Annotated in this window: 25 protein-coding genes; 21 read left to right on the top strand and 4 right to left on the bottom strand. The window is 38.7% G+C overall.

Annotated features, from left to right (window positions below):
- Positions 1-69 precede the first annotated feature (69 nt).
- From NML75_RS07765 to NML75_RS07715, 11 genes are all read left to right on the top strand, one after another.
- Complete coding sequence (locus NML75_RS07765; protein WP_254804351.1) at positions 70-1227, top strand: ABC transporter ATP-binding protein; 1158 nt, start codon at positions 70-72, stop codon at positions 1225-1227.
- Entirely contained in the window at positions 1208-2014 is an 807-nt protein-coding gene (locus tag NML75_RS07760) for an ABC transporter permease (RefSeq protein WP_000754116.1), read from the top strand. Before NML75_RS07765 ends, NML75_RS07760 begins: the two co-directional genes overlap by 20 nt.
- Positions 2011-2784, top strand: a complete 774-nt coding sequence (locus tag NML75_RS07755) for an ABC transporter permease (RefSeq protein WP_045763347.1) — start codon at positions 2011-2013, stop codon at positions 2782-2784. Before NML75_RS07760 ends, NML75_RS07755 begins: the two co-directional genes overlap by 4 nt.
- Positions 2781-3851: an ABC transporter substrate-binding protein gene (locus tag NML75_RS07750; RefSeq protein WP_254804350.1), complete on the top strand. Its 1071-nt coding sequence runs from the start codon at positions 2781-2783 to the stop codon at positions 3849-3851. The genes NML75_RS07755 and NML75_RS07750 overlap by 4 nt, the downstream gene beginning before the upstream one ends.
- Positions 3852-4070: 219 nt before the next feature.
- On the top strand, positions 4071-4820 hold the full coding sequence (locus NML75_RS07745) for an MBL fold metallo-hydrolase (protein WP_254804349.1): 750 nt from the start codon (positions 4071-4073) through the stop codon (positions 4818-4820).
- Between the two features lie 274 nt (positions 4821-5094).
- Positions 5095-5604 (top strand): LURP-one-related/scramblase family protein, encoded by a 510-nt coding sequence (locus tag NML75_RS07740; RefSeq protein WP_178895146.1) that lies wholly within the window; start codon positions 5095-5097, stop codon positions 5602-5604.
- Positions 5601-8225 (top strand): alanine--tRNA ligase, encoded by a 2625-nt coding sequence (gene alaS / locus NML75_RS07735; RefSeq protein WP_254804348.1) that lies wholly within the window; start codon positions 5601-5603, stop codon positions 8223-8225. Before NML75_RS07740 ends, alaS begins: the two co-directional genes overlap by 4 nt.
- Before the next feature lie 194 nt (positions 8226-8419).
- Entirely contained in the window at positions 8420-9463 is a 1044-nt protein-coding gene (locus NML75_RS07730; RefSeq protein ID WP_049494578.1) for an SPFH domain-containing protein, read from the top strand.
- A gap of 265 nt (positions 9464-9728) precedes the next feature.
- Positions 9729-10016, top strand: a complete 288-nt coding sequence (locus NML75_RS07725; protein ID WP_004252581.1) for a hypothetical protein — start codon at positions 9729-9731, stop codon at positions 10014-10016.
- Entirely contained in the window at positions 10013-10654 is a 642-nt protein-coding gene (locus NML75_RS07720) for a hypothetical protein (RefSeq protein ID WP_049494577.1), read from the top strand. Before NML75_RS07725 ends, NML75_RS07720 begins: the two co-directional genes overlap by 4 nt.
- A complete protein-coding gene (locus tag NML75_RS07715; protein WP_025170560.1) occupies positions 10655-11110 on the top strand; it encodes a hypothetical protein in 456 nt (151 codons plus the stop codon).
- An 83-nt stretch (positions 11111-11193) separates the two neighbouring features.
- On the opposite strand, the gene gdhA is transcribed toward NML75_RS07715, so the two are convergent.
- Positions 11194-12540 (bottom strand): NADP-specific glutamate dehydrogenase, encoded by a 1347-nt coding sequence (gdhA, locus tag NML75_RS07710; RefSeq protein WP_049494576.1) that lies wholly within the window; start codon positions 12538-12540, stop codon positions 11194-11196.
- A gap of 231 nt (positions 12541-12771) precedes the next feature.
- Here gdhA and NML75_RS07705 point away from each other — a divergent pair, with 231 nt between their 5' ends.
- From NML75_RS07705 to NML75_RS07680, 6 genes are all read left to right on the top strand, one after another.
- On the top strand, positions 12772-13707 hold the full coding sequence (locus tag NML75_RS07705) for a dihydroorotate oxidase (protein ID WP_049494575.1): 936 nt from the start codon (positions 12772-12774) through the stop codon (positions 13705-13707).
- A 32-nt stretch (positions 13708-13739) separates the two neighbouring features.
- On the top strand, positions 13740-14777 hold the full coding sequence (gene holA, locus NML75_RS07700) for a DNA polymerase III subunit delta (protein ID WP_254804347.1): 1038 nt from the start codon (positions 13740-13742) through the stop codon (positions 14775-14777).
- 69 nt (positions 14778-14846) lie between these two features.
- Positions 14847-15452 carry a superoxide dismutase SodA gene (gene sodA / locus NML75_RS07695; RefSeq protein ID WP_049494573.1) on the top strand — a complete coding sequence of 202 codons (606 nt, stop codon included), beginning with the start codon at positions 14847-14849 and terminating at the stop codon, positions 15450-15452.
- 157 nt (positions 15453-15609) lie between these two features.
- Complete coding sequence (locus NML75_RS07690) at positions 15610-16518, top strand: LysR family transcriptional regulator (RefSeq protein ID WP_049494572.1); 909 nt, start codon at positions 15610-15612, stop codon at positions 16516-16518.
- Positions 16515-16976, top strand: coding sequence for a signal peptidase II (lspA, locus tag NML75_RS07685; RefSeq protein WP_049494571.1), 462 nt, complete (start codon positions 16515-16517; stop codon positions 16974-16976). Before NML75_RS07690 ends, lspA begins: the two co-directional genes overlap by 4 nt.
- A complete protein-coding gene (locus NML75_RS07680) occupies positions 16966-17856 on the top strand; it encodes an RluA family pseudouridine synthase (RefSeq protein WP_049494570.1) in 891 nt (296 codons plus the stop codon). Before lspA ends, NML75_RS07680 begins: the two co-directional genes overlap by 11 nt.
- Positions 17857-18039: 183 nt before the next feature.
- On the opposite strand, the gene ffh is transcribed toward NML75_RS07680, so the two are convergent.
- The 3 genes from ffh to NML75_RS07665 are packed head-to-tail and all read right to left on the bottom strand — an operon-like array spanning position 18040 to position 20173.
- Positions 18040-19605, bottom strand: coding sequence for a signal recognition particle protein (gene ffh, locus NML75_RS07675; protein ID WP_178895140.1), 1566 nt, complete (start codon positions 19603-19605; stop codon positions 18040-18042).
- Between the two features lie 17 nt (positions 19606-19622).
- The gene (locus NML75_RS07670; protein WP_049494484.1) at positions 19623-19838 is read right to left on the bottom strand and encodes a hypothetical protein; all 216 of its coding nucleotides are present in this window, start codon (positions 19836-19838) and stop codon (positions 19623-19625) included.
- Between the two features lie 2 nt (positions 19839-19840).
- The gene (locus tag NML75_RS07665; RefSeq protein WP_004252600.1) at positions 19841-20173 is read right to left on the bottom strand and encodes a putative DNA-binding protein; all 333 of its coding nucleotides are present in this window, start codon (positions 20171-20173) and stop codon (positions 19841-19843) included.
- Positions 20174-20326: 153 nt separating this feature from the next.
- Between NML75_RS07665 and rnc the strand changes: the two genes are divergently transcribed.
- The 4 genes from rnc (at position 20327) to NML75_RS07645 (ending at position 26063) form a co-directional block, all read left to right on the top strand.
- Entirely contained in the window at positions 20327-21025 is a 699-nt protein-coding gene (gene rnc, locus NML75_RS07660) for a ribonuclease III (protein ID WP_006148257.1), read from the top strand.
- On the top strand, positions 21016-24555 hold the full coding sequence (gene smc / locus NML75_RS07655; protein ID WP_254804346.1) for a chromosome segregation protein SMC: 3540 nt from the start codon (positions 21016-21018) through the stop codon (positions 24553-24555). Before rnc ends, smc begins: the two co-directional genes overlap by 10 nt.
- Before the next feature lie 89 nt (positions 24556-24644).
- Positions 24645-25304: a trimeric intracellular cation channel family protein gene (locus tag NML75_RS07650; RefSeq protein ID WP_006148259.1), complete on the top strand. Its 660-nt coding sequence runs from the start codon at positions 24645-24647 to the stop codon at positions 25302-25304.
- A gap of 180 nt (positions 25305-25484) precedes the next feature.
- Entirely contained in the window at positions 25485-26063 is a 579-nt protein-coding gene (locus tag NML75_RS07645; protein ID WP_254804360.1) for an HD domain-containing protein, read from the top strand.
- Positions 26064-26073 lie beyond the last annotated feature (10 nt).

Below are 26073 nucleotides of genomic sequence, written 5' to 3'. Positions count from 1 at the left end.
TACAGTTATTGCTAGCATTTAACAAGGTCCCAATCTGTTAATTTACGAAGAAAAAGGAATTTAGAGGAATTGAAAAAACCAATTATCGAATTCAGAAACGTTTCTAAAGTTTTTGAAGATAGCGACACCAAGGTTCTCAAGGATATTAACTTTGAGTTGGAAGAAGGAAAATTTTACACACTGCTAGGAGCGTCTGGTTCAGGGAAATCAACTATTCTCAATATCATCGCAGGTTTGCTGGATGCAACGACTGGTGATATTTTGCTAGACGGTGTTCGTATCAATGACATCCCGACCAATAAGCGCGATGTTCACACGGTCTTCCAATCTTACGCCTTGTTCCCGCACATGAATGTCTTTGAAAATGTTGCCTTTCCATTGCGATTGCGAAAGGTCGATAAAAAAGAAATCGAAAAACGTGTCTTAGAAGTTCTCAAGATGGTACAGCTTGAAGGCTATGAAAAACGTTCTATCCGTAGGTTATCTGGAGGACAACGTCAGCGTGTAGCTATTGCGCGTGCGATTATCAACCAGCCTCGTGTGGTGCTCTTGGATGAGCCTTTGTCAGCACTTGACTTGAAGTTGCGGACAGACATGCAGTACGAACTCCGTGAACTGCAACAACGCTTGGGCATAACATTTGTCTTTGTTACTCACGATCAGGAAGAAGCCTTGGCCATGAGCGACTGGATTTTCGTCATGAATGACGGTGAGATTGTTCAGTCTGGAACACCAGTTGACATCTACGATGAGCCTATCAACCACTTTGTAGCCACCTTCATCGGTGAATCAAATATCTTGCCAGGGACCATGATTGAGGACTACTTGGTCGAGTTCAATGGCAAGCGATTTGAAGCGGTCGACGGTGGGATGAAGCCAAATGAACCGGTCGAAGTCGTCATTCGTCCAGAGGACTTGCGCATTACTCTTCCAGAAGAAGGAAAACTTAAAGTGAAGGTCGATACGCAGCTCTTCCGTGGGGTTCACTATGAGATTATCGCCTATGACGAACTTGGTAACGAATGGATGATTCACTCAACTCGTAAGGCCATCGTTGGTGAGGAAATCGGGCTGGACTTTGAACCAGAAGACATCCACATCATGCGTCTCAATGAAACAGAAGAAGAGTTCGATGCTCGTATCGAAGAGTACGTAGAAATCGAAGAGCATGAAGCAGGTTTAATTAACGCTATCGAGGAGGAGAGAGATGAAGAAAACAACCTCTAAACTCTTTGTAGTACCCTACATGCTTTGGATTGCACTCTTTGTATTGGCACCCTTGGTCTTGATTTTTGGACAATCATTTTTCAACATTGAAGGACAGTTTAGTTTAGAAAACTATAAATCCTATTTTGCGTCACAAAACTTAACCTATCTCAAAATGAGCTTCAACTCTGTTCTCTATGCTGGGATTGTGACTCTAGTGACACTCTTGATTAGCTATCCAACAGCCCTCTTTTTGACTCGTCTCAAACATCGTCAACTCTGGCTCATGCTGATTATCTTGCCAACCTGGATCAACCTTCTCCTTAAGGCTTATGCCTTTATCGGGATTTTTGGTCAAAATGGCTCTATTAACCAATTCCTAGAATTTATCGGAATTGGTTCTCAGCAGTTGCTATTTACAGATTTCTCCTTTATCTTTGTAGCAAGCTACATTGAGCTTCCATTTATGATTTTGCCCATCTTCAATGTCTTGGATGATATGGATAACAATCTCATCAATGCCAGCTATGACCTCGGTGCGACCAAGTGGGAAACCTTCCGTCATGTCATCTTCCCTTTGTCTATGAACGGGGTGCGAAGCGGAGTTCAATCTGTCTTTATCCCAAGTTTGAGTCTATTCATGTTGACCCGTTTGATTGGGGGGAACCGAGTGATTACTTTGGGGACTGCCATCGAGCAGAACTTCTTGACCAATGACAACTATGGTATGGGTTCAACTATCGGTGTTGTTCTTATCCTGACCATGTTTATTACTATGTGGGTGACTAAGGAAAGGAGAGAACGATGAAAAAATTATCGAATCTTTACCTAGCCTTTGTCTTTATCGTCCTTTATTTGCCAATCTTTTACCTGATCGGATATGCCTTCAATGCCGGGGATGATATGAATAGTTTTACAGGCTTTAGTTTGTCTCACTTTGAAACCATGTTTGGAGATGGAAGACTCATGCTGATCTTGGTTCAAACCTTTTTACTAGCCTTCCTATCAGCCTTGATTGCGACAGTGATTGGTACCTTTGGTGCTATCTACATCTACCAATCACGTAAAAAGTACCAAGAAGCCTTCCTATCCCTCAATAACATTTTGATGGTTGCACCCGACGTTATGATTGGTGCTAGCTTCTTGATTCTCTTTACCCAACTCAAGTTTTCGCTTGGTTTTCTGACAGTCTTGTCCAGTCATGTGGCCTTCTCCATTCCTATCGTAGTGCTCATGGTCTTGCCGCGATTGAAAGAGATGAATGGGGATATGATCCATGCGGCCTATGACCTTGGAGCTAGCCAGTTCCAAATGTTCAAGGAAATTATGCTTCCTTACTTAACGCCGTCTATCATTGCAGGTTACTTTATGGCTTTCACCTATTCACTAGATGACTTTGCCGTGACCTTCTTTGTAACGGGGAATGGTTTTTCAACCCTCTCAGTCGAGATTTACTCTCGAGCTCGTAAGGGAATTTCGCTAGAAATCAATGCTCTTTCAGCCTTGGTCTTTCTCTTTAGTATTATCCTGGTTGTAGGGTATTACTTCATTTCACGTGAGAAGGAGGAACAAGCATGAAACGACTCTATTCATTTTTAGCAGGAATTTTAGCGATTATTCTTGTCTTGTGGGGGATTTCCTATCATCTTGATAGTAAAATCAATAGTCGTGATAGTCAAAAATTGGTTATCTACAACTGGGGAGATTATATCGATCCTGAGCTTCTGGAGAAATTTACAGAAGAAACAGGAATCCAAGTCCAGTACGAAACCTTTGACTCTAACGAAGCCATGTACACGAAAATCAAGCAGGGTGGGACAACCTACGATATTGCCATCCCAAGTGAGTACATGATTAACAAGATGAAGGACGAAGATCTTCTAGTTCCGCTAGATTATAGCAAGATTGAGGGCATTGAGAATATCGGTTCTGAGTTTCTCAACCAGTCCTTTGATCCAAACAATGAATATTCTATCCCATATTTCTGGGGAACATTGGGAATTGTCTACAATGAAACCATGGTGGAAGAAGCACCTGAGCATTGGGACGACCTCTGGAAACCAGAATACAAGGATTCGATCATGCTCTTTGATGGGGCACGTGAAGTGCTTGGTTTAGGTCTTAACTCACTAGGCTATAGCCTTAACTCAAAAGATCCTCAACAACTATCACAAACGGTTGATAAACTGTATGAGTTAACTCCTAATATCAAGGCTATTGTAGCCGATGAGATGAAGGGTTACATGATTCAGAACAATGCTGCTATCGGTGTGACTTTCTCAGGGGAAGCTAGCCAGATGTTGGAAAAGAATCCTAACCTCAAATATGTTGTGCCTACAGAAGCAAGTAACCTCTGGTTTGACAACATGGTTATTCCTAAAACTGTCAAGAACCAGGATGCGGCCTATGCCTTTATTAACTTTATGTTGAAGCCTGAAAATGCTCTCAAAAACGCTGAGTATGTCGGCTATTCAACACCAAACAATGCTGCTAAGGAAATGCTCCCTGAGGAGACAAAAGAGGACAAGTCCTTCTATCCAGATGCAGATACTATGAAACACCTCGAAGTTTATGAAAAATTTGACCATAAATGGACAGGAATCTACAGCGACCTCTTCCTACAATTTAAGATGTATCGGAAGTAGTGGCTTTCCAACTGTCGTAAATAATTTCAATTAAAGTAAAACAAAACAAAACAAAATAAAACCTAGCTATGAGTAACTAGTAAAGTTTCTATAGCTAGGTTTTATTATTGTTCCAAGTGCTAAGTAGTAATAATTTGTGAATCGTGTTATAATTTTTCTAATCATAAGGAATTTATCTTTTCATAAAAAAGTGATTTGGAAAGTATTTGTAGGAGTATTATGTCTATTTCGTTTACTTATTGTGGAGTTGCATGCGGAGTCATTTCTATAGATGATAAATTTTATATCGGAATCGATCCAGATTTATCGCCAAAAGGTACTTTGGTCCAGTTCAAAGGTTTTCTATCTGAGAAAAAGACCGATGTTTATCATGATATGACTCTTTTTAACAAAGTTGATTTATGGTTAATAACTCATGGTCATAAAGATCATTTAGATGATGTAGGAAAGGGATACCTAAGGGATAAAACTGTAATTACTCCTAACAGAAAAATCACAGAAGGATTATCATGCTTAAATAATATAGTTTTAAATTGGGGAGAAGAGCAGTTGTTTTCAGTTGATGAATATCAAATTGCTATAAAAGCTGTACCAGCTTATCATGCGAGTAATTATATAATGCAAAAAATAGTTGGTAAGGTTAATGGATATCAAATAACAATCACAGCTCCTTTGCAAACTAAAATAATCTACTTTACAGGTGACACGATTTTATATCCAAGGGTAACAGATTTTGTTTCCCGAAAAATTGATGCTATTTTTGCAAACCTTGGAGCTGTTAAATCAGATTCATTTGGTGGTCCATTCACAATGAATTTAAAGATGTTACAGCAATTAGAATCTACACTTCAACCAAAAAATATTTATCCAATTCATATTGAGGATTATAGTCATTACCAGACGACAAAAAAAGAAGTAATAGATGCTAATTATAAAACTCTTTCTGTAGGAGAGACGATTAGTATCTAAGTTTCAGAATTTATTATTTGATGCAGTATCTTTAAGAGGATAAACCTTGACGAACTTCTCTAAAAACGATATAATACTAGAGTTGAGAATTGATTTTCTCTCCATCTTAGTTCAGAGAATTGGCGGTGCTGCGAGCCATCTAAGATAGAAAATCATGCTACTCAATCACACAATTGCATAAGAATAAGAGAATGACAAGTTCATTGAATGAAGGTGGTACCGCGGTTTTTCGCCCTTCGTGATATGGATTTGTCTTTTATTTTTGGAGGTGTTTATGAGAACATTTCATGTCAAACAAAAATTCCGCATAGGTGGTGAACGTTTTGATATCAAGGATGATAGGGGAGAAATCGCCTATCAGGTAGAAGGTTCTTTTTTTAATATTCCCAAAACATTTACTATCTATGATGCAGATAACCAAAAGGTCAGTGAGATTCGAAAAGAAGTCATGACCTTCTTGCCCCGTTTTGAAATTCAACTGAGTAACGGAGATAGCTTTTACATCCGCAAGAAATTTACTTTCTTTAGAGATAAGTATGAATTTGACAACCTGGGTCTTCGCATTGAAGGAGATATTTGGGATTGGGATTTCAAACTTTTGGATGACCGAGATCAAGTGATTGCAGAAATCTCGAAAGAATTCATTCGTCTGACCTCTACATACAATCTTACCGTTTATGAAGATTCTTATGCTGATCTAGTTGTTTCTCTCTGTGTCGCTATCGACTACGTAGAGATGCTAGAAAGTCAATCAAACAATGATACAATAAGGAGATATCTATGAAACAATTATCTAGTGCACAAGTCCGCCAAATGTGGCTTGATTTCTGGGCTACAAAAGGCCACTCAGTAGAACCATCCGTTAGCTTGGTTCCAGTAAACGACCCAACCCTTTTGTGGATCAACTCAGGGGTTGCCACTCTTAAAAAATACTTCGATGGAACTATCAAACCTGAAAATCCACGTATTACCAATGCTCAAAAAGCCATCCGTACCAACGATATCGAAAACGTAGGGAAGACTGCCCGTCACCATACCATGTTTGAAATGTTGGGGAACTTCTCAATCGGGGATTACTTCCGTGACGAAGCAATTACATGGGCATATGAGCTTTTGACAAGTCCTGAGTGGTTTGACTTCCCTAAAGACAAACTTTACATGACTTACTATCCAGATGACAAGGATTCATACAACCGCTGGATTGAAGTGGGAGTAGATCCAAGTCATTTGATCCCAATTGAAGACAACTTCTGGGAAATCGGTGCGGGACCTTCTGGACCTGATACAGAAATCTTCTTCGACCGTGGAGAAGCCTTTGACCCTGAAAACATTGGTCTTCGTCTTCTTGCAGAAGATATCGAAAATGACCGTTATATCGAAATCTGGAACATTGTATTGTCACAATTTAACGCTGATCCAGCTGTACCTCGTAGCGAGTACAAGGAATTGCCACACAAAAACATTGATACGGGCGCTGGATTGGAGCGTTTGGTAGCTGTTATCCAAGGTGCTAAGACCAACTTTGAAACAGACCTCTTCATGCCAATCATTCGTGAAGTTGAGAAATTATCTGGTAAGGTTTACGACCAAGATGGCGATAACATGAGCTTCAAGGTTATTGCCGACCATATCCGTTCACTTTCATTTGCGATTGGGGATGGAGCTCTTCCTGGTAATGAAGGACGCGGTTACGTTCTTCGTCGTCTCCTCCGTCGTGCGTCTATGCATGGTCAAAAATTGGGCATAAACGAGCCTTTCCTTTACAAACTGGTTCCAACTGTTGGAAAAATCATGGAAAGCTACTACCCAGAAGTGCTTGAAAAACGTGATTTTATCGAAAAAATCGTCAAGAGCGAAGAAGAGTCATTTGCCCGCACTCTTCACTCAGGTCAACACTTTGCAGAAACAATCGTAGCAGACTTGAAAGAAAAAGGTCAATCTGTCATCGCCGGTCAAGATGTCTTTAAACTCTATGATACTTACGGATTCCCAGTGGAATTGACAGAAGAAATTGCTGAAGAAGCTGGAATGACAGTTGATCGTGAAGGTTTTGAAGCAGCCATGAAAGAGCAACAAGAACGTGCGCGTGCGTCTGCTGTTAAAGGCGGATCTATGGGTATGCAAAATGAAACCCTTCAAAACATTACTGTAGAAAGTGTTTTCAACTACAATGCTAGCCAATTGTCTTCTAAGTTGGTGGCTATCGTGGCGGACAATGCGGAAGTAGAAGCTGTAGCTGTAGCTGAAGGAACTGCATCACTGATCTTTGCAGAAACTCCATTCTACGCTGAAATGGGTGGACAGGTTGCAGACCACGGTCAAATCTTGGATGCTGCAGGAAACCTTGTAGCGACTGTAACGGATGTTCAAAAAGCACCGAATGGACAAGCTCTTCATACTGTTGAAGTTCTTGCACCGCTTGCTTTGAACCAAGAATACACTTTGGCCATCGATAGCAATCGTCGTCACCGTGTCATGAAGAACCACACGGCAACTCACTTGCTCCATGCGGCTCTTCACAATATCCTTGGCCACCATGCAACTCAAGCGGGTTCACTTAATGAAGTAGAATTCCTCCGCTTCGACTTCACCCACTTCCAAGCCGTGGCACCAGAAGAATTGCGTGCTATTGAGCAACAAGTCAATGAGAAGATCTGGGAAGCTATTGCAGTCAAGACTGTTGAGACTGATATCGACACAGCCAAAGAAATGGGAGCTATGGCCCTCTTTGGTGAGAAATACGGTAAAGAAGTCCGTGTTGTAACGATTGGTGACTACTCAGTTGAACTTTGTGGTGGTACCCACGTTGGCAATACTTCTGAGATCGGTCTCTTCAAGATTGTCAAGGAAGAAGGGATCGGCTCAGGAACTCGTCGTATCTTGGCAGTGACTGGTAAGGAAGCCTTTGAAGCTTATCGTGAACAAGAAGATGCACTGAAAGCAGTCGCAGCAACCTTGAAAGCTCCTCAACTCAAAGAAGTACCTCACAAGGTTGAAGGACTTCAAGAACAACTCCGTCAATTGCAAAAAGAAAATGCAGAATTGAAGGAAAAAGCGGCAGCAGCTGCAGCCGGCGATGTCTTCAAGAATGTTCAAGAAGCAAACGGCCACCGTTACATTGCTAGTCAAGTTTCTGTATCAGATGCAGGTGCTCTTCGTACCTTTGCAGATAACTGGAAGCAAAAAGACTACTCTGATGTGCTTGTTCTTGTCGCAGCCATCGGTGACAAGGTCAACCTTCTTGTAGCCAGCAAGACAAAAGACATCCACGCAGGTAACTTGGTCAAAGAATTGGCTCCTATCGTTGATGGACGTGGTGGTGGTAAACCAGACATGGCCATGGCAGGAGGAAGCAACCAAGCAAAAATCCAAGAATTGTTGGATGCCGTAGCAGGTAAATTGTAATCAAAAAATCCCTATCCGTTTGGATAGGGATTTTTACATATAAAGCTCATATTAAGTCACAATTTGCTTGATATAACCTTTAATAATTTGAGTTGCCTTTTTAATAACGAGATTATATAATATAAATATAAGTATAAGTAAGAAAATAAGATTTGATTGATTATAATTTTTGGAAACTATAAAAAGGAGAAACCATGGCTTTAAAAATGTTTGATGTTATTCGGTACGAAGGAGAAAATACCAGAAATATACTTGCTTGGAGACATCCTAAAACGGATATTAAATCTGGTTCAACATTAATTGTTAACCCTGGACAATGTGCAATATTATTTTCAAATGGGAAAGAATTAGCTAGATTTAATGCAGGAAAGCATAAGATTGAAATCTCTGACACACAGTTATTGGATGAATTTAAAACCTTTGTCAGTGGTGGTGTTTTACAGAATTCATCAAATCTATGGTTCGTAAATTTGTATGATTTACAACCCATTGGTTGGGGAACTCCTTCAGCTATTTTAGTACGAGATCCAGAGACTGATATTCCTGTCGAATTGAAATTACATGGAAATTTTGTTCCTCGAATTGTAAACTTGGAAGCTTTTTTATTGGAATTTATGCCAAGTCAGCCTGATCTTATTACAGTAGATATTTTTCAAAAACGCTTTAGGCAAGCTACCATTGGACTAATTAGTTCAGCTATTTCAAAAGTTGTCTATAGTAATCAGATTGCTGTTATTGATATTGAAATGCACAGCAATGAAATTGGTCTTGAACTATCTAAGATTTTAGAGAATCAGTTCGATAAGTATGGTATTCGTATTGAAGAATTTAATATTGAATCTCTAAAAGTTAATCAAGGATGTCAGGGATATAAAGATATTTTCAAATTCCATAAACAAATTGTAGATGCTAAAATTAAGACTACAAGTCGAGATATCGAAGGATATAACTATCAGGAGGAGCGAAAATTTGATATTCTAGAAGAAGCAGCGAAAAATGAAAATTCTAATGGAAAATTAATGGGTGTAGGAATGGAAGTCGCTATGGGTCTTGGAATAGGAGCTAAACTTAACAACCTTGTAGGAAATATCGAAGGGCTTAACCAAGCTAATAATAGTTCCGAACAGAATCAATTCGATTCAAGTAAAGAGGATGCTTTAGCTAAGTTCTGTAGTCAGTGTGGGGCTGAATTTTCTGAAGAAGCTAAGTTTTGTTCTAATTGCGGTCAACCTAGATAAAGTTTAAATTTTAAAATAAAATGTGGGATGAAATATACATATGTCTTAAAAATCTTTATAATATTTTGATTCTATCATGTTTCTAATCCCAATCATTAGCTTATTTTGGGAGTTCTGTTTGTGTCAGAGTTCCCATTTTTTATACTGATACATATGTATTCTTTGTTTGAACATTAAATTTATGAAATTGTATCAATGTAGAAGTAAAATTAGAAAAACTAGACAGTTAAACAGTTAGGAAATTTATTATAGGAGGATATTGTGAATGTATCAAGTATTTCGTTTATTAAGTATACTTTTTATGGGATTAACAAGTGCAACATTTTTTATTTCACTATTGATTGCAACTCTATTTCTAGGATATGGTAAGCCGATTTTCTCAATAGTGACACCTATTATTTTTTCTTTATCAGGTTTCTTTTTGTCTTCCTTTGCATTTTATAGCTTTGGTGTTTTAGAAAATATAAAAATTAAAGTCAAAGCTTTGGATGAGATATATAATGGGAAAGCTCTTTATAGAGAATATATAGCAACTAGAGGAGAAGATAGGTGAAACAGTATATTAAGAATAATTGGAAAGAAGTCTTTCATTGGTTAATTTCAAATATAGTAATACTCTGTTTTGTAGTTCTATCACTAGCTATCTTTGCTCTCGAAGATGAACCAACTAATGTTATTTTAAAAAATCTTGATTTTATACTCTTGGGGAAGGTTATCGGGATTCCTATTGTTATAAGTTTAGTGTTTTTAGCATTCCAAAATATTTCTTATGTCGTTATTGCCTTAATTATTTTATTCTTATTCCGAAAAACAATTAAAGATTCCTTTTCCTTGAAAAAGTTGAAACAAAAGAATCTACTTCAAATGCTTGTTTTAATTACTTTTTCATCACTTTTTGAACTAGTAAAATCCAGGGAATGGTCTATCCGATTTTTATTTCTTTTAATTCCTTGGTATTTGCTTAATTTGATTGTGATATTGATCCTAACTTACCGAGAATCAAAGAGAGAAGAGGAAATTAAGACACAAAAACAGATACAAGCATTATTCACCTTATTTGAAAAGCATAAGATTCATAAAAACACCTATCCTGTTATTTGTCCATCATGCAGTGGGGAGAATTTGCTTGACTTAGGTCAGGGTAAATCATGTGATTATTGTGGTGCATGGTTATCTAGAAAGGAAGTATAAATGAGACGCTATCGTTTAATGATATCAAAATTTGTTTATCCGCTAGTATCTTTCATTTGTATTGTTTCGGGATTGAAATTTTATCAGTCCATAGATAAGGAAATAAGATGGTTATTAGGAAAAAAAGAAGGATTACTTCACGATTTCTACTTTATGTGGCTTTTGATAGTTACAATTTTATTCATATTATTTTTCTTATTTATTGTCATATCATTTATTTTATTTTTAATACAACCAAGGATGAAACAATATAATAAAAGTTTGATGACAGTTCTTGAATTTGAAGAACTTGAAGAAGATGTTATAGAAACAAAGGGAAAAGTATTACAAGATCAATTATCTTATAGATTGTCAGCAAAACGGGCCTACTGTCCTAATTGTCATACATCAACAGATGGAGTAATTGGAACTAACTTAACTTGTGAAAACTGTGGTGAAACATTTATCGTTTCTTAATAAGAGTTTGATATACTTTATTTGAATATGATAAAAAGCAACAACTTAATAAGTTGTTGCTTTTTTGATAATAATCTTTATTTTTAAACAATACCTTGGGCAATCATAGCATTTGCTACGTTTTCAAAGGCTGCAATATTTGCACCTGCAAGGTAGTCAGTACCAAGACCGTATGTTTCTGCAGTTGTTTTAGCAGTGTTAAAGATGTTTGTCATGATGTCTTTGAGACGTCCGTCAACTTCTTCACGTGTCCATGAAAGGCGAAGACTGTTTTGGCTCATTTCAAGGGCAGATACAGCAACACCACCAGCATTGGCAGCTTTTGCAGGTCCGTAAAGGACACCATTTTCTTTGTAAACATGGATAGCTTCCAAGTTACTTGGCATGTTTGCTCCTTCAGAGACAACTTTCACACCTTGAGCTACCAAACGTTTTGCAGCATCACCGTCAATTTCATTTTGAGTCGCACATGGAAGGGCGATGTCGTAGTTGCCTGAGTAAGTCCATACAGAACCTTCATGGTAAGTAGCAGTTGGTTTTTCTGCAGCGTATTCAGTCAAACGAGCACGACGGTTGTTTTTAACATCTGTAAGAAGGTCAAAATCGATTCCGTTTTCATCAATCACATAACCATTTGAGTCAGATACAGAGATAACAGTTGCACCAAGTTCAGTTGCTTTTTGAAGAGCGTATTGAGCTACGTTACCAGAACCTGAAATAACAACTTTCTTACCTGCAAAGCTGTTGCCGTTTGCTTTAAGCATTTCTTCAGTGTAGTAAACCAATCCATAACCAGTTGCTTCTGGACGAATCAAGCTACCACCAAATCCAAGAGGTTTACCAGTCAAGACACCAGCATCAAATTGGTTGAGGCGTTTGTATTGTCCGTAAAGGTAACCAATTTCACGTCCACCGACACCGATATCACCAGCAGGCACGTCAAGAGATGGTCCGATGTATTTTTGCAATTCAGTCATGAAGCTTTGGCAGAAGCGCATCACTTCAGCATCAGTTTTGCCTTTAGGATCAAAGTCTGATCCACCTTTACCTCCACCGATTGGAAGTCCAGTCAAAACGTTTTTAAAGATTTGTTCGAATCCGAGGAATTTCAAGATCCCTTGATTTACAGTTGGGTGGAAACGAAGTCCGCCTTTATATGGTCCAACAGCTGAGTTGAATTGAACACGGTAACCACGGTTAACTTGAACTTTTCCATCACGGTCAACCCAAGGAACACGGAAAGAAATTACGCGCTCAGGTTCAGTGATACGTGCCAAGATATTTTCTTCAATATACTCAGGGTGTTTTTCGAAGACAGGCTCCAAAGTGCTGAAGAATTCTTCAACCGCCTGGAGAAATTCAGCCTCATGCCCGTTACGAGCTTTTACAGTTTCAAACACGCTTTGGATATATTCTTTAGCAGATGTCATATCGTTCTCCTTTTTGTTGTCATATTTTATTACATGAGACATTATAGCAGAAAAATTTTTTACTGTAAAGGAAAAAACACAAATTTTCTAAAAATTCTTTCAATTTAGCAACAGCTCTATTTTTCAGCTAAAAAAGCCAACATTTTTATGAGGTCAGTTTTATTAAAAGAGTCCTATCAAAGTATGGTATAATAGTGGAGATATAAAGGAATCATCTGGAGGAATAGAATCATGGTATCAACTAAAACACAGATTGCTGGTTTTGAATTTGATAATTGCTTGATGAATGCAGCAGGAGTTACTTGTATGACCATTGAGGAATTGGAAGGTGTTAAAAACTCAGCAGCAGGAACTTTTGTCACAAAAACAGCAACCTTGGAATTTCGTCAGGGAAATCCTGAACCACGTTATCAAGATGTTCCACTAGGTTCTATTAACTCGATGGGGCTGCCTAATAATGGTTTAGATTATTATTTGAACTATCTATTAGAGTTACAAGAAAAAGAACCAAACCGTACTTTCTTTCTGTCTTTAGTTGGAATGTCTCCAGAGGAAACTCATACCATTTTGAAGAAGGTGCAAGAAAGTGATTTTCGTGGTCTAACTGAACTCAATCTCTCATGTCCCAATGTTCCAGGAAAACCTCAGATTGCCTATGATTTTGAAACAACAGACCGTATCTTGTCAGAAGTCTTTGAGTATTTTACAAAACCTCTAGGAATTAAGCTACCACCTTATTTTGATATTGTACATTTTGATCAAGCAGCAGCGATTTTTAACAAATACCCACTCAAGTTCGTCAACTGTGTTAACTCTATCGGAAATGGTCTTTATATTAAAGACGAGTCTGTCGTAATTCGTCCTAAGAATGGTTTTGGTGGAATTGGTGGAGAATACATTAAACCAACTGCACTTGCCAATGTCCATGCCTTTTATCAACGCTTAAATCCTCAAATTCAAATCATCGGAACTGGTGGAGTGCTCACAGGGCGTGATGCCTTTGAACATATCCTATGTGGTGCCAGCATGGTACAAGTAGGAACTACTCTTCATAAAGAAGGTGTAGGTGCTTTTGAACGTATTACAAAGGAACTCAAAGAAATTATGACGGAAAAAGGATACCAAAGCCTAGAGGATTTCCGTGGAAAATTGAATTATATGGATTAAACAGAAGCTAAATTAAAAAGAAAGGAGAATAAATGCTAGCCATAGAAGAAAGTCGAAAGCTATCCTTAGCAAACCTTCCTAGTTTGACCCTGTTTACAGGGGCAGATCAAGGCCAGTATGACGTCATGAAAGCACAGGTTCTAAAGCAAATCGGATACGATCCTGCAGATTTGAATTTTGCTTATTTTGACATGAAAGAAGTAGACTACAATAGCTTGGAACTTGAGCTGGTCAGTCTTCCTTTCTTTGCGGATGAAAAAATTGTTATTTTAGATCATTTTCTCGATATTACAACTGCTAAAAAACGCTATCTAACTGATGATGAGCTAAAGGCCTTTGAAGACTATCTGGAAAATCCTGTACCCTCAAGTAAATTAGTAATCTTTGCTGAAGGCAAGTTAGATAGCAAGAGACGTTTGGTCAAATTACTTAAGCGAGACGCGACAGTATTTGAGGCTCTTGAACCTAAAGAGCAAGAGTTGAGAGCCTATTTTCAAAAGTGGGCTCAGGAACAAGGACTTACTTTTGATGGAAATTCCTTTGAACAGTTGCTTATCAAATCTAGTTTTCAATTCAGTGAAATTCAGAAAAACCTGCTCTTCTTACTGTCTTATAAGGATAGTGGTCTGATAACAGAAGAAGATATTGTTGAGGCCATTCCAAAGACTTTGCAGGATAATATTTTTGATTTGACCCAATTAATATTAACTAAGAAAATTGATCAGGCACGAGATTTAGTTAAAGATTTGAGCTTACAGGGTGAAGATGAGATTAAGCTGATTGCCATTATGCTGGGACAGTTTAGACTCTATACACAGGTAAAAATATTGCAAGAGTCTGGTCAGACAGAATCTCAGATGGTCAGCAGTTTGGGTCACTATCTTGGTCGCAATCCGAATCCCTATCAAATCAAATTTGCCCTTCGTGACACGCGAGGATTGTCCCTGAAATTCCTGCAGGATTCTATTCGTTATCTCATCCAGGCAGATTATCAAATTAAGACTGGTGTTTACGAAAAAGGGTACTTGTTTGAGAAAGCTTTATTGCAGATTGCGAGCCAGTCAAAATGAGCAAATAACTTGAAAAAACAGGTTGTTTGCGTTATCATTTTTATATAAAAAGAAAAAGAGGTATTACAGATGGCTATTATCTTACCAGATCTTCCATACGCTTACGATGCATTGGAACCATACATCGATGCTGAAACGATGCACTTGCACCATGACAAACATCACCAAACATATGTCAACAACGCAAACGCAGCTCTTGAAAAACACCCTGAAATTGGTGAAGACCTTGAAGCATTGCTTGCTGACGTAGAATCTATCCCAGCTGATATCCGTCAAGCGCTTATCAACAACGGTGGTGGACACTTGAACCATGCTCTTTTCTGGAAATTGATGACTCCTGAAAAAACAGCTCCTTCAGCAGAACTTGCAGCAGCAATCGATGCAACATTTGGTTCATTCGAAGAATTCCAAGCAGCATTTACTGCGGCAGCAACTACTCGTTTCGGTTCTGGATGGGCATGGTTGGTTGTTAACAAAGAAGGTAAACTTGAAGTAACTTCAACTGCGAACCAAGACACACCAATCTCAGAAGGTAAGAAACCAATCTTGGGCTTGGACGTTTGGGAACATGCCTACTACGTGAAATACCGCAATGTTCGTCCTGACTACATCAAAGCTTTCTTCTCAGTTATTAATTGGAATAAAGTAGACGAGCTTTACGCAGCGGCTAAATAATCGCATTTGATAACACCCCTTTTTAGTTGGATTTTGGGTCTAGCTTTAAAGGTGTTTTTTTGTTTGCCTTTTTTAGAAGTAACTGTCTCATGATTTTCCTTTGTTGGATAGGCTTGATTTATGGTATAATGATAAGATAGAAATCGAAGGAGAAATCATGAATATTCAACAATTACGTTATGTTGTTGCTATTGCAAATAGTGGTACTTTTCGTGAAGCGGCTGAGAAAATGTACGTTAGCCAACCCAGTCTATCTATTTCTGTAAGAGATCTGGAGAAAGAGCTAGGATTCAAGATTTTCCGCAGAACCAGTTCGGGTACCTTTCTTACTCGTCGTGGAATGGAATTTTATGAAAAGGCCCAAGAGTTGGTCAAAGGATTTGATGTTTTCCAGAACCAGTATGCCAATCCTGAAGAGGAAAAGGATGAGTTTTCAATAGCCAGCCAGCACTATGATTTCTTGCCACCGACTATCACAACTTTTTCTCAAAGGTACCCAGACTATAAAAATTTCCGTATTTTTGAATCTACAACTGTTCAGATTTTGGATGAAGTAGCCCAAGGTCATAGTGAGATTGGGATTATTTACCTCAACAATCAAAACCAAAAGGGTATCATGCAACGGGTTGAAAAATTAGGTCTTGAAGTGATTGAGTTGATTCCTTTCCAGACGCATATCTATCTGCGTGAAGGACATCCTTTAGCTAAGAAAAAAGAGTTGGTCATGGAAGATTTAGTTGATTTGCCAACAGTTCGATTCACGCAAGAAAAGGATGAATATCTCTATTACTCAGAAAACTTTGTGGATACAAGTGCCAGCTCTCAGATGTTTAACGTAACAGACCGCGCTACTTTAAATGGAATTCTTGAAAGAACAAATGCTTATGCGACTGGTTCTGGATTCTTAGATAGAGATAGTGTCAACGGAATTACGGTTATTCCATTAAATGATAATCTCAATAATCGCATGGTTTATGTGAAACGTGAGGAAGTAGACTTGAGCCCAGCGGGAACCTTATTTGTAGAAGTTATGCAAGAGTATTTTGATCAGAAGAGGAAAGCATGAAAAAAAGAGTATTAGTAGCAGGGATTATAGCAGCCTTGATTGTATTAGATCAATTGGTAAAGGCTTATGTCGTTCAGAATATTGCTCTTGGTGAAATCAAATCATGGATTCCTAATCTGGTGAGTTTAACCTATCTGCAAAATAGGGGGGCAGCTTTTTCTATGCTTCAAGATCAACAGTGGTTTTTTGCAGTTATAACACTAGTAGTTATGGTGGGAGCTATTTGGTATTTGCATAAGCATATAGAGGATTCCCTCTGGACAGTCATTGGATTGGTTCTGATTATTGCAGGTGGTCTGGGAAACTTCATTGATCGCATTAGCCAAGGATTTGTCGTGGATATGTTTCACTTAGACTTTATCAATTTTGCGATTTTCAATGTGGCTGATAGTTATCTGACAGTAGGAGTAGTTGTGTTATTAATTGCAATGCTAAAAGAGGAAATGAATGGAAATTAAAATTGAAACCGGCGGGATACGCCTAGATAAGGCTTTGTCAGATTTGACAGAATTGTCTCGTAGTCTCGCCAATGAACAAATCAAGTCTGGTCAAGTCCTGGTCAACGGCCAGGTTAAGAAAGCCAAGTATACGGTCCAAGAGGGGGATGTCATCACCTATCAAGTTCCCGAACCAGAGGTTTTAGAGTATGTAGCTGAAGATATTCCTTTAGAAATCATTTATCAAGATGAGGATGTAGCAGTAGTCAACAAACCTCAAGGCATGGTTGTTCATCCAAGTGCTGGTCATACCAGTGGTACCTTGGTGAATGCTCTCATGTATCATATCAAAGACTTATCAGGAATCAATGGTGTGCTACGTCCAGGGATTGTCCATCGTATCGATAAGGACACATCTGGGCTTTTGATGATTGCCAAAAATGATGAAGCGCACATCGCACTTGCTCAAGAATTGAAGGACAAGAAATCTCTTCGTAAGTATTGGGCCATCGTTCATGGAAATCTTCCAAATGACCGAGGTGTTATTGAGGCGCCGATTGGTCGTAGCGAAAAAGACCGCAAGAAACAAGCTGTGACTGCTAAAGGAAAACCAGCAGTGACACGTTTCCAAGTCTTAGAACGCTTTGGTGACTATTCTTTATTAGAGTTGCAATTGGAAACAGGACGAACTCATCAAATCCGTGTGCACATGGCTTATATCGGCCATCCTGTAGCTGGGGATAAGGTTTATGGACTTCGTAAAACCCTAAAGGGACATGGACAATTTCTCCATGCCAAAACGCTAGGATTTACTCATCCAAGAACCGGTGAAACTATGGAATTTACTGCTGATATTCCAGAAATATTCAAGCAAACCTTGGAGAAACTTAGAAATAACTAAAAAAGAGGCTAGGACTTTTGTCCCAGCCTCTCAATTATCTTTGGATTGTCGATCAAGACGCAGTGGTTGAGTGGGCTCTACTACGCTGATTTCATCAGCTTTTACAGCCCTACTCAACTGTGCGGAGGTGGGACGACGAAATCGAATTCTAACGAATTACCGATTTCTGTCCCACTCTCTTTTTTATTTGCGTTTTTTCTTAGCTTTTTTCATTTTGTTGGCCATGCGTTTCATGGATTGTTTCATGGCAAATTCACCGATTTTACCCTTGAGACCTCCACCAAACATCTGGCTCATATCGGGCATTCCAGCTCCTCCGAGAGCAGACATATCCGGCATGCCACCTTGTCCCATCATACCTTCAAGGGCGGACATATCCATGCCACCAGGCATGTTTTTAGGAAGGTTGTTAGGGTTGATGCCCATTTGCTTCATCATCTTGTTCATGTCACCAGACATGACACCTTGCATGAGTTGTTTAGCTTGGTTAAAGTCTTTGATGAACTTGTTGACATCGATAAAGGTATTACCAGAACCAGCTGCAATACGACGACGACGGCTTGGAGTGAGCAAATCTGGATTTTCACGTTCTTCAGGAGTCATAGAAGACACGATAGCACGTTTGCGAGCTATTTGTTTTTCATCCACCTTCATGTTTTGGACAGCTGGATTGTTGGCCATACCAGGAATCATCTTGAGCAAATCTTCCATTGGTCCCATATTTTGTACCTGATCCAACTGATCAATGAAATCGTTGAAATCAAAGGTATTTTCACGCATTTTTTCAGCCATTTCAAGGGCTTTTTGCTCATCGTATTCTTGGGAAGCTTTCTCAATCAGAGTCAGCATATCTCCCATACCGAGAATACGGCTTGCCATACGGTCAGGGTGGAAGGTTTCAATGTCGGTAATCTTTTCACCAGTACCAGTGAATTTGATTGGTTTTCCAGTAATGTGACGAACAGAAAGGGCAGCACCACCACGAGTATCACCATCAATCTTGGTAAGGATGACACCGGTAACTTCTAATTGGGCGTTAAATTCACGCGCAACGTTTGCAGCTTCTTGACCAATCATGGCATCGATGACGAGAAGGATTTCATTTGGTTGAGCAAGAGCTTTAACATCACGGAGCTCGTTCATAAGAAGTTCGTCAATTTGCAAACGACCGGCCGTATCAATCAAAACATAGTCGTTATGGTTGGCTTTAGCTTGCTCCAAACCTTGGCGAACAATCTCCACTGCAGGAACTTCAGTTCCAAGAGCAAAGACAGGAACATCAATTTGTTGTCCTAGTGTTTTAAGCTGGTCAATAGCTGCAGGACGATAGATGTCGGCCGCAATCATCAGAGGACGAGCATCCTCTTCTTTTTTGAGTTTGTTAGCAAGTTTTCCAGCGAAGGTTGTTTTACCAGCCCCCTGCAAACCAACCATCATGATGATTGTAGGAATCTTAGGAGACTTGATAATCTCAGCTGTATCAGAACCAAGAACTTCCGTCAACTCTTCATTAACAATCTTGATGATTTGTTGAGCTGGATTGAGGGTATCAATGACTTCGTGCCCAATCGCACGTTCACGAACTTTTTTGATAAAATCCTTGACAACTGGAAGAGCAACGTCGGCTTCTAAAAGAGCCAGACGAATTTCCTTGGTTGCTTCTTGGATATCACTCTCTGTGATTTTTCCTTTTTTACGTAGATTTTTAAAGACGTTCTGTAAACGTTCTGTTAAATTTTCAAATGCCATATTTTTCTCCTATTTATTCAATTCAGTGGAAATCGTCCGAAATGTTGCAAACACTCTAGTTCTTCAGGTGTGACTTCTTTCATGATTTCATTTGGATATCCCCAACAGCTAAAACCTATTTGCATAGCTTTGGAGATATCATTGGGCGAGATAATCTGTAGTCGAGTAGGAAATGGTTCCTCTGCGGCTAATAGTTTGCAAGGTATTCCTTGATAATTAACTAGACTGCCCATGATTACTCCCGATTGTCAATACTTGTTAAAATCTCAACTTGCTCTTGTAGAAAAGCATCTTCTGGATAGCGCTCAATGATCTGATCAAAAATCTGACTGCGGACAATGTAATCAGAGTACATATGAAGCTTCATCTCATAATCTTCCAGAATCTTTTCTGTACGTTTGATATTATCATAAACAGCCTGACGACTGACACCGAACTCTTCTGCAATTTCAGCTAAACTATAGTCGTCTGCATAGTAAAGCTCGATATAGTTCATCTGCTTATCAGTCAAAAGGGCTGCATAAAATTCAAACAGAGCATTCATTCGATTGGTTTTTTCAATTTCCATAAGATTTATTATACCAAAAAATAGGCTGAACTGCTAGTAATGGATTGATTTTAAACACAAGTCAGAAAAAGGACTTTTAACTGTTATTTTCTGACTAAGAAAGCTTTTTTTGGTATAATGGAGTGTATTATAATGTTTTAGAAAGAGGTTCTTATGAAAGAATTAGAAACCGTGTTAGAGCAACGTTTTGGGCTTGTTTTTTCAGATAAACAGTTACTTGAAACAGCTTTTACTCACACTAGTTACGCCAATGAGCACCGCCTCTTAAAAATTTCACACAATGAACGCTTGGAATTTTTAGGAGACGCTGTTCTGCAATTATTGATTTCAGAATATCTGTACAAAAAATATCCTAAAAAACCAGAAGGTGACCTGTCTAAACTCCGTGCCATGATTGTACGCGAGGAGAGTTTAGCTGGTTTTGCCCGTGACTGCCAGTTTGACCAGTTTATCAAGCTAGGAAAGGGAGAGGAAAAATCTGGAGGCCGTAATCGAGATACCATCTTGGGAGATGCTTTCGAAGCCTTTTTGGGTGCCCTGCTTTTAGATAAGGATCTACTTACGGTAAAAGAGTTTATCTATCAGGTCATGATACCGAAGGTTGAGGCTGGTGATTTTGAGATGATTAAAGACTACAAGACTCACCTCCAAGAATTACTCCAAGTCAATGGTGATGTCGATATTCGTTATCAGGTGATTTCAGAGATTGGACCTGCCCATGATAAGATGTTTGAGGTTGAAGTCCTCGTCGAGGGTCAAAGTTTAGGTAGGGGTCAAGGACGATCTAAAAAATTGGCCGAACAAGAAGCCGCTAAAAATGCAGTTGAGGAAGGACTGGATTCATGTATTTAAAAGAAATTGAGATTCAGGGGTTTAAGTCCTTCGCTGACAAAACCAAGGTTGTCTTTGACCAAGGAGTAACAGCAGTTGTAGGACCCAATGGTTCTGGAAAATCTAACATCACAGAAAGTTTACGCTGGGCTCTTGGGGAATCCAGTGTCAAAAGTCTTCGTGGCGGGAAGATGCCAGATGTTATCTTTGCAGGAACAGAAAGTAGAAAACCATTAAACTATGCTTCTGTAGTTGTTACTCTAGATAACCAGGATGGTTTCATCAAGGATTCAGGACAGGAAATCAAGGTGGAGCGTCACATCTATCGTACGGGAGATAGTGAATACAAGATTGATGGGAAAAAAGTCCGTCTTCGTGATATTCATGATCTTTTCTTAGATACCGGACTTGGTCGCGACTCCTTCTCTATTATTTCCCAAGGGAAGGTTGAAGAAATCTTCAACTCTAAACCTGAGGAACGTCGCGCAATCTTTGAAGAAGCTGCCGGAGTTTTAAAATATAAAACTCGTCGCAAAGAGACGGAAAGCAAACTTCAACAAACTCAAGACAATTTAGACCGCTTGGAAGATATCATCTATGAGTTAGACAATCAAATCAAGCCCTTAGAAAAGCAAGCAGCAACAGCTCGTAAATTTATAGACTTGGACAGTCAGCGTAAAGGCATCTACTTAGATGTTTTAGTTGCACAAATTCAAGCCAATAAGGCTGAATTGAATCTAACAGAAGAAGAATTAAACCAAGTTCAAGAACTGTTGACTAGTTATTATCAAAAACGCGAGTCACTAGAACTTGAAAATCAATCTCTCAAGAAGCAGAGACAAGATTTACAAGCAGAGATGGCTAAAGATCAAACTAGTTTGATGGATTTGACTGCTCTAATCAGTGATTTAGAACGGAAATTGGCCTTGTCTAAACTGGAGACAGAGCAGGTTGCTCTCAATCAACAAGAGGCTCAAGCTCGTTTAGCTAGTTTGGATGAAAAGAGAAATGTTCTTATTCAAGAGAAGGAAGAAAAAGAAGCAAATCTCAGTCAGTTAGAAGAAAATCTTGCAGTCAATACCAAGGAGATCAATCGTTTAGAAGCTGAGTTAGTAGCATTTTCTGATGATCCAGATCAGATGATTGAGAAATTGCGTGAGCGCTTTGTTGCTTTCTTGCAGGAAGAAGCGGATGTCTCTAACCAATTGACACGGATTGAAAATGATCTTGAAAATAGTCGCCAACAGACTCAAAAGCAAGAAGAACAATTGGAGTCCTTGAAGGAACAATTAGCTTCTGCCAAATCTAAGGCAAGTGAACAAGAAACTGCTCTTAAATCAGCAAAAGAAAAAGTACAGACCTTGCTTGCTGACTATCAGACGAATGCTAAACAGGAAGAAGAACAAAAGCAGGCTTATCAAAGTCAGCAAAATCAACTTTTTGACCGCCTAGATAGTTTGAAAAACAAGCAGGCCAAGGCGCAAAGTCTGGAAAACATTCTTAAAAATCATAGTAATTTCTATGCGGGTGTTAAGAGTGTTCTACAAGAAAAAAATCGCCTGGGCGGTATTGTCGGAGCGGTCAGTGAACATTTAACTTTTGATGTTCGTTATCAAACAGCTCTTGAAATTGCCCTCGGTGCAAGTAGTCAACATATCATCGTTGAAGATGAACAGGCTGCGACTAAAGCTATTGATTTCCTTAAGCGAAACCGAGCTGGTCGTGCTACCTTCCTGCCTTTGACAACCATCAAGGCTCGTAGCATTTCTGGTCAGAACCAAGATGTGATTGCCTCAAGTCCAGGTTTTCTTGGAATGGCAGATGAATTGGTTACCTTTGATGCCAAGCATGAAGCTATTTTTAAAAACTTGCTAGCTACAACAGCAATCTTTGATACGGTAGAGCATGCGCGTGATGCTGCTCGTAAGGTACGTTATCAAGTTCGGATGGTAACCCTAGATGGTACAGAATTGCGTACAGGTGGTTCTTATGCTGGTGGTGCCAATCGTCAAAATAACAGCATTTTTATCAAGCCTGAATTAGAAGAGTTGCAAAAAGAAATTGCTAAGGAAGAGAAGATTCTTGGTCAGGAAGAAGAAAATCTGAAATCACTTCAAGAAAACTTGAGTGCTCTCGCTCAAACTTTGGAGACTATTAAGTCTCAAGGAGAGCAAGCTCGAATAGAGGAGCAAGGCTTATATCTGGCTTATCAACAAACTTGCCAACAAGTCGAAGAACTCGAAACACTTTTAGAACTTCAGGAGCAAGAGTTAACTAATCTCAGAGGTGGAGATTGGCAAGCTGAAAAAGAAAAATGTCAAGAACGTCTTGCAGTTATTTCAACTGAAAAGCAAAAGCTGGAGTCTGAGATTGAAGAAATCAAGTCCAATAAAAATGCGATTCAAGAACGTTATCAAAGCTTGCAGGATAAACTTTCTCAAGAACGTCTGCTCAAAACAGAAATGGTAGGGCGAAAACGTTACGAAGTTGCAGATATTGAACGGATTAACAAAGAGCTTGAATATCTTGATATGGAGCAAGAAGAGATTGAACGTCTTTTGCAAGAAAAGGTAGACAATCTTGAAAAGGTTGATACAGAACTTTTGGCCAAGCAGGAAAGAGAAGCTAAGAGTCAGAAGGAAGAAATTCAACAAGGACTCATTCGTAAGCAGTTTGAACTGGATGATATTGAAGGTCAATTGGATGATATTGCTAGTCATTTAGAACAAGCTCGTCAGCAAAATGAAGAATGGATTCGTAAGCAAACACGTGCAGAAGCAACCAAAGAGAAGATTACGGACCGCCTTCGCTATCTTCAAGGTCAACTGACTGAAGAATACCAGATTAGTTATACGGAAGCTTTAGAACAAGTCAATCCGTTAGAAGATTTGGCTGTCGCTGAACAAGAGGTCAAGGATTTAGAAAAATCTATCCGTTCACTTGGTCCAGTCAATCTGGATGCTATTGAACAGTTTGACGAAGTTCACGAACGCTTGGAATTCTTAAATAGTCAACGTGATGACATTCTTTCTGCCAAAAATCTTCTTCTTGAAACCATTACAGAGATGAACGATGAAGTGAAGGAACGATTTAAATCAACCTTTGAAGCTATTCGTGAATCCTTCAAAGTGACCTTCAAGCAGATGTTTGGTGGTGGTCAAGCGGACCTAATCCTTACCGAGGGAGATTTATTGACAGCAGGTGTTGAAATCTCTGTTCAACCGCCAGGTAAGAAAATCCAATCTCTCAACCTCATGAGTGGTGGAGAGAAGGCCTTGTCTGCCCTTGCCTTGCTTTTCTCAATCATTCGTGTCAAGACCATTCCATTTGTTATTTTGGATGAAGTAGAGGCTGCACTCGATGAAGCTAACGTTAAACGCTTTGGGGATTATCTCAATCGATTTGACAAGGATAGTCAATTTATCGTTGTTACCCACCGTAAGGGAACCATGGCAGCCGCAGACTCTATTTATGGGGTAACCATGCAAGAATCTGGTGTTTCTAAGATTGTCTCTGTTAAACTAAAAGATTTAGAAAATATGGATGCTTAGTTTGTTTTCAATATAACATTTCAAGCTAAAGTATTTAGAATAACCTTCAAGAAGTCAGAAAGGTTACAAAAATAAATTGAGGAGCTTACATGGATTTTGACCTATTCCTAATGATTTGTAATTATATTGGGACTATAGCCTTTGCGGCGTCAGGAGCCATCAAAGGATTTGGTAAACGTTTAGATATTTTTGGAATTAGTTTATTGGCAATTGTAACGGCAGTAGGTGGAGGTATTTTAAGAGATTCTATTATCAGTCGTTTTCCCTCCGCTCTCGCAGATCCTGGACCGATTTATGTCTCTATTCTAGTAGCTGTTATTATGTATGCATTTGTGACATCAAAACAAGCCAATGCTAGTCAAGAAAAAAAATTCTATAAGTGGCTGAGAGAAGCTTATCTTATCTTTGATTCGATTGGCTTAATCATCTTTTCCTTGATTGGAGCTACCGCCTTAGCTGATAGTAAATTGAACTTGATGTCTGCAGGGATTTTGGCCTGTTTAACAGGTGCTGGCGGAGGAATTATCCGAGATCTCCTTATAAATGAAGTTCCAAGTGTTCTAAAAGAAGACATCTATGCACTTCTATCTTTCGTAATTGGCGTTATTTATTACTGGTTGGCCTTTGTCCTTCACTTTCCAAGAATCACTGCCTTTATCATTCTCTCAATTGTCGGTTTTGTGATTCGACTCTGTATTATTAAGTTTAAGCTCTCTTTGCCAAATATGGATAAAAAGACTTGGAATTGATTGATGGTAGGAAAGTTCAATCACTCGATTGATAAATATTTTATAAATTACAAGTTTAATCAGGCGTCTAATCTCGTATGGATTAGGCGCTATTTTATTTTTTGCAAATACGGGAAATATTTGATGAAATTAATATTTTTTAGTATTATATCTAAAATTTTAAATAAGATAGGAGCTACAATGAGTAATTTAAAGAATTCAGTCGATTTTATTAAAGAAATAGAGAAGTTAAAGTCAGTAACAAGATTTAATAGAACTCTTGATGGAAGATTTGAAAATAGTGCCGAGCATTCTTGGCAAGGTGCTATAGCTGCTATAGTTCTTCAAGATTATTATCCTGAAAAGTTAAAAATGGAAAAAGTTATTTCTATGTTATTGATTCATGATTTAGGTGAGATTTATGCCGGAGATACTTGGGTTTTTGATGATAAAAAAAAGGTTCATTCTCATGATAGAGAGTTAGAATCTATAGAAAAAACAATGAGCCTCCTTCCAGAAGAGAAATATTTGAATATGAAAAATTTGTGGTTGGAATTTGAAAAAGGACAGAGTGCTGAATCAAGATATGCAAGAGTAATCGATGCATTGGTACCACTGATAAATCACTTAGAAGTGTCAGAATTAAATTATAACCCTGATAATATCAGTGCAGACATGGTATTAGAAAAGAAAAAGTTCATAAAAAGTGAATCAGAAGAATTATGGAAACTGACGGAAGATTTGATTCAGGAAAGTGTGGAAAGGGGGTTATATTTATAATAACAATTGG

Origin of the sequence: Streptococcus sp. CF4-3, assembly GCF_024295385.1 — a bacterium.
Classification (GTDB): Bacteria; Bacillota; Bacilli; order Lactobacillales; family Streptococcaceae; genus Streptococcus; species Streptococcus infantis_I.
Note: the sequence above shows the minus strand (reverse complement) of the source record. Positions and strands in the feature narration are given on the sequence as shown.

Excerpts from the sequence above, each read along its gene's own strand:
- NML75_RS07730 (WP_049494578.1), top strand. The coding sequence starts at position 8,420 with ATGGCTTTAAAAATGTTTGATGTTATTCGGTACGAAGGAGAAAATACC.
- NML75_RS07755 (WP_045763347.1), top strand. The coding sequence starts at position 2,011 with ATGAAAAAATTATCGAATCTTTACCTAGCCTTTGTCTTTATCGTCCTT.
- holA (WP_254804347.1), top strand. The coding sequence starts at position 13,740 with ATGCTAGCCATAGAAGAAAGTCGAAAGCTATCCTTAGCAAACCTTCCT.
- NML75_RS07650 (WP_006148259.1), top strand. The coding sequence starts at position 24,645 with ATGGATTTTGACCTATTCCTAATGATTTGTAATTATATTGGGACTATA.
- alaS (WP_254804348.1), top strand. The coding sequence starts at position 5,601 with ATGAAACAATTATCTAGTGCACAAGTCCGCCAAATGTGGCTTGATTTC.
- NML75_RS07645 (WP_254804360.1), top strand. The coding sequence starts at position 25,485 with ATGAGTAATTTAAAGAATTCAGTCGATTTTATTAAAGAAATAGAGAAG.
- smc (WP_254804346.1), top strand. The coding sequence starts at position 21,016 with ATGTATTTAAAAGAAATTGAGATTCAGGGGTTTAAGTCCTTCGCTGAC.
- NML75_RS07680 (WP_049494570.1), top strand. The coding sequence starts at position 16,966 with ATGGAAATTAAAATTGAAACCGGCGGGATACGCCTAGATAAGGCTTTG.
- ffh (WP_178895140.1), bottom strand. The coding sequence starts at position 19,605 with ATGGCATTTGAAAATTTAACAGAACGTTTACAGAACGTCTTTAAAAAT.
- NML75_RS07760 (WP_000754116.1), top strand. The coding sequence starts at position 1,208 with ATGAAGAAAACAACCTCTAAACTCTTTGTAGTACCCTACATGCTTTGG.
- NML75_RS07715 (WP_025170560.1), top strand. The coding sequence starts at position 10,655 with ATGAGACGCTATCGTTTAATGATATCAAAATTTGTTTATCCGCTAGTA.
- NML75_RS07690 (WP_049494572.1), top strand. The coding sequence starts at position 15,610 with ATGAATATTCAACAATTACGTTATGTTGTTGCTATTGCAAATAGTGGT.
- NML75_RS07705 (WP_049494575.1), top strand. The coding sequence starts at position 12,772 with ATGGTATCAACTAAAACACAGATTGCTGGTTTTGAATTTGATAATTGC.
- rnc (WP_006148257.1), top strand. The coding sequence starts at position 20,327 with ATGAAAGAATTAGAAACCGTGTTAGAGCAACGTTTTGGGCTTGTTTTT.
- gdhA (WP_049494576.1), bottom strand. The coding sequence starts at position 12,540 with ATGACATCTGCTAAAGAATATATCCAAAGCGTGTTTGAAACTGTAAAA.
- NML75_RS07750 (WP_254804350.1), top strand. The coding sequence starts at position 2,781 with ATGAAACGACTCTATTCATTTTTAGCAGGAATTTTAGCGATTATTCTT.
- NML75_RS07745 (WP_254804349.1), top strand. The coding sequence starts at position 4,071 with ATGTCTATTTCGTTTACTTATTGTGGAGTTGCATGCGGAGTCATTTCT.
- lspA (WP_049494571.1), top strand. The coding sequence starts at position 16,515 with ATGAAAAAAAGAGTATTAGTAGCAGGGATTATAGCAGCCTTGATTGTA.
- NML75_RS07725 (WP_004252581.1), top strand. The coding sequence starts at position 9,729 with ATGTATCAAGTATTTCGTTTATTAAGTATACTTTTTATGGGATTAACA.
- sodA (WP_049494573.1), top strand. The coding sequence starts at position 14,847 with ATGGCTATTATCTTACCAGATCTTCCATACGCTTACGATGCATTGGAA.
- NML75_RS07740 (WP_178895146.1), top strand. The coding sequence starts at position 5,095 with ATGAGAACATTTCATGTCAAACAAAAATTCCGCATAGGTGGTGAACGT.
- NML75_RS07670 (WP_049494484.1), bottom strand. The coding sequence starts at position 19,838 with ATGGGCAGTCTAGTTAATTATCAAGGAATACCTTGCAAACTATTAGCC.
- NML75_RS07665 (WP_004252600.1), bottom strand. The coding sequence starts at position 20,173 with ATGGAAATTGAAAAAACCAATCGAATGAATGCTCTGTTTGAATTTTAT.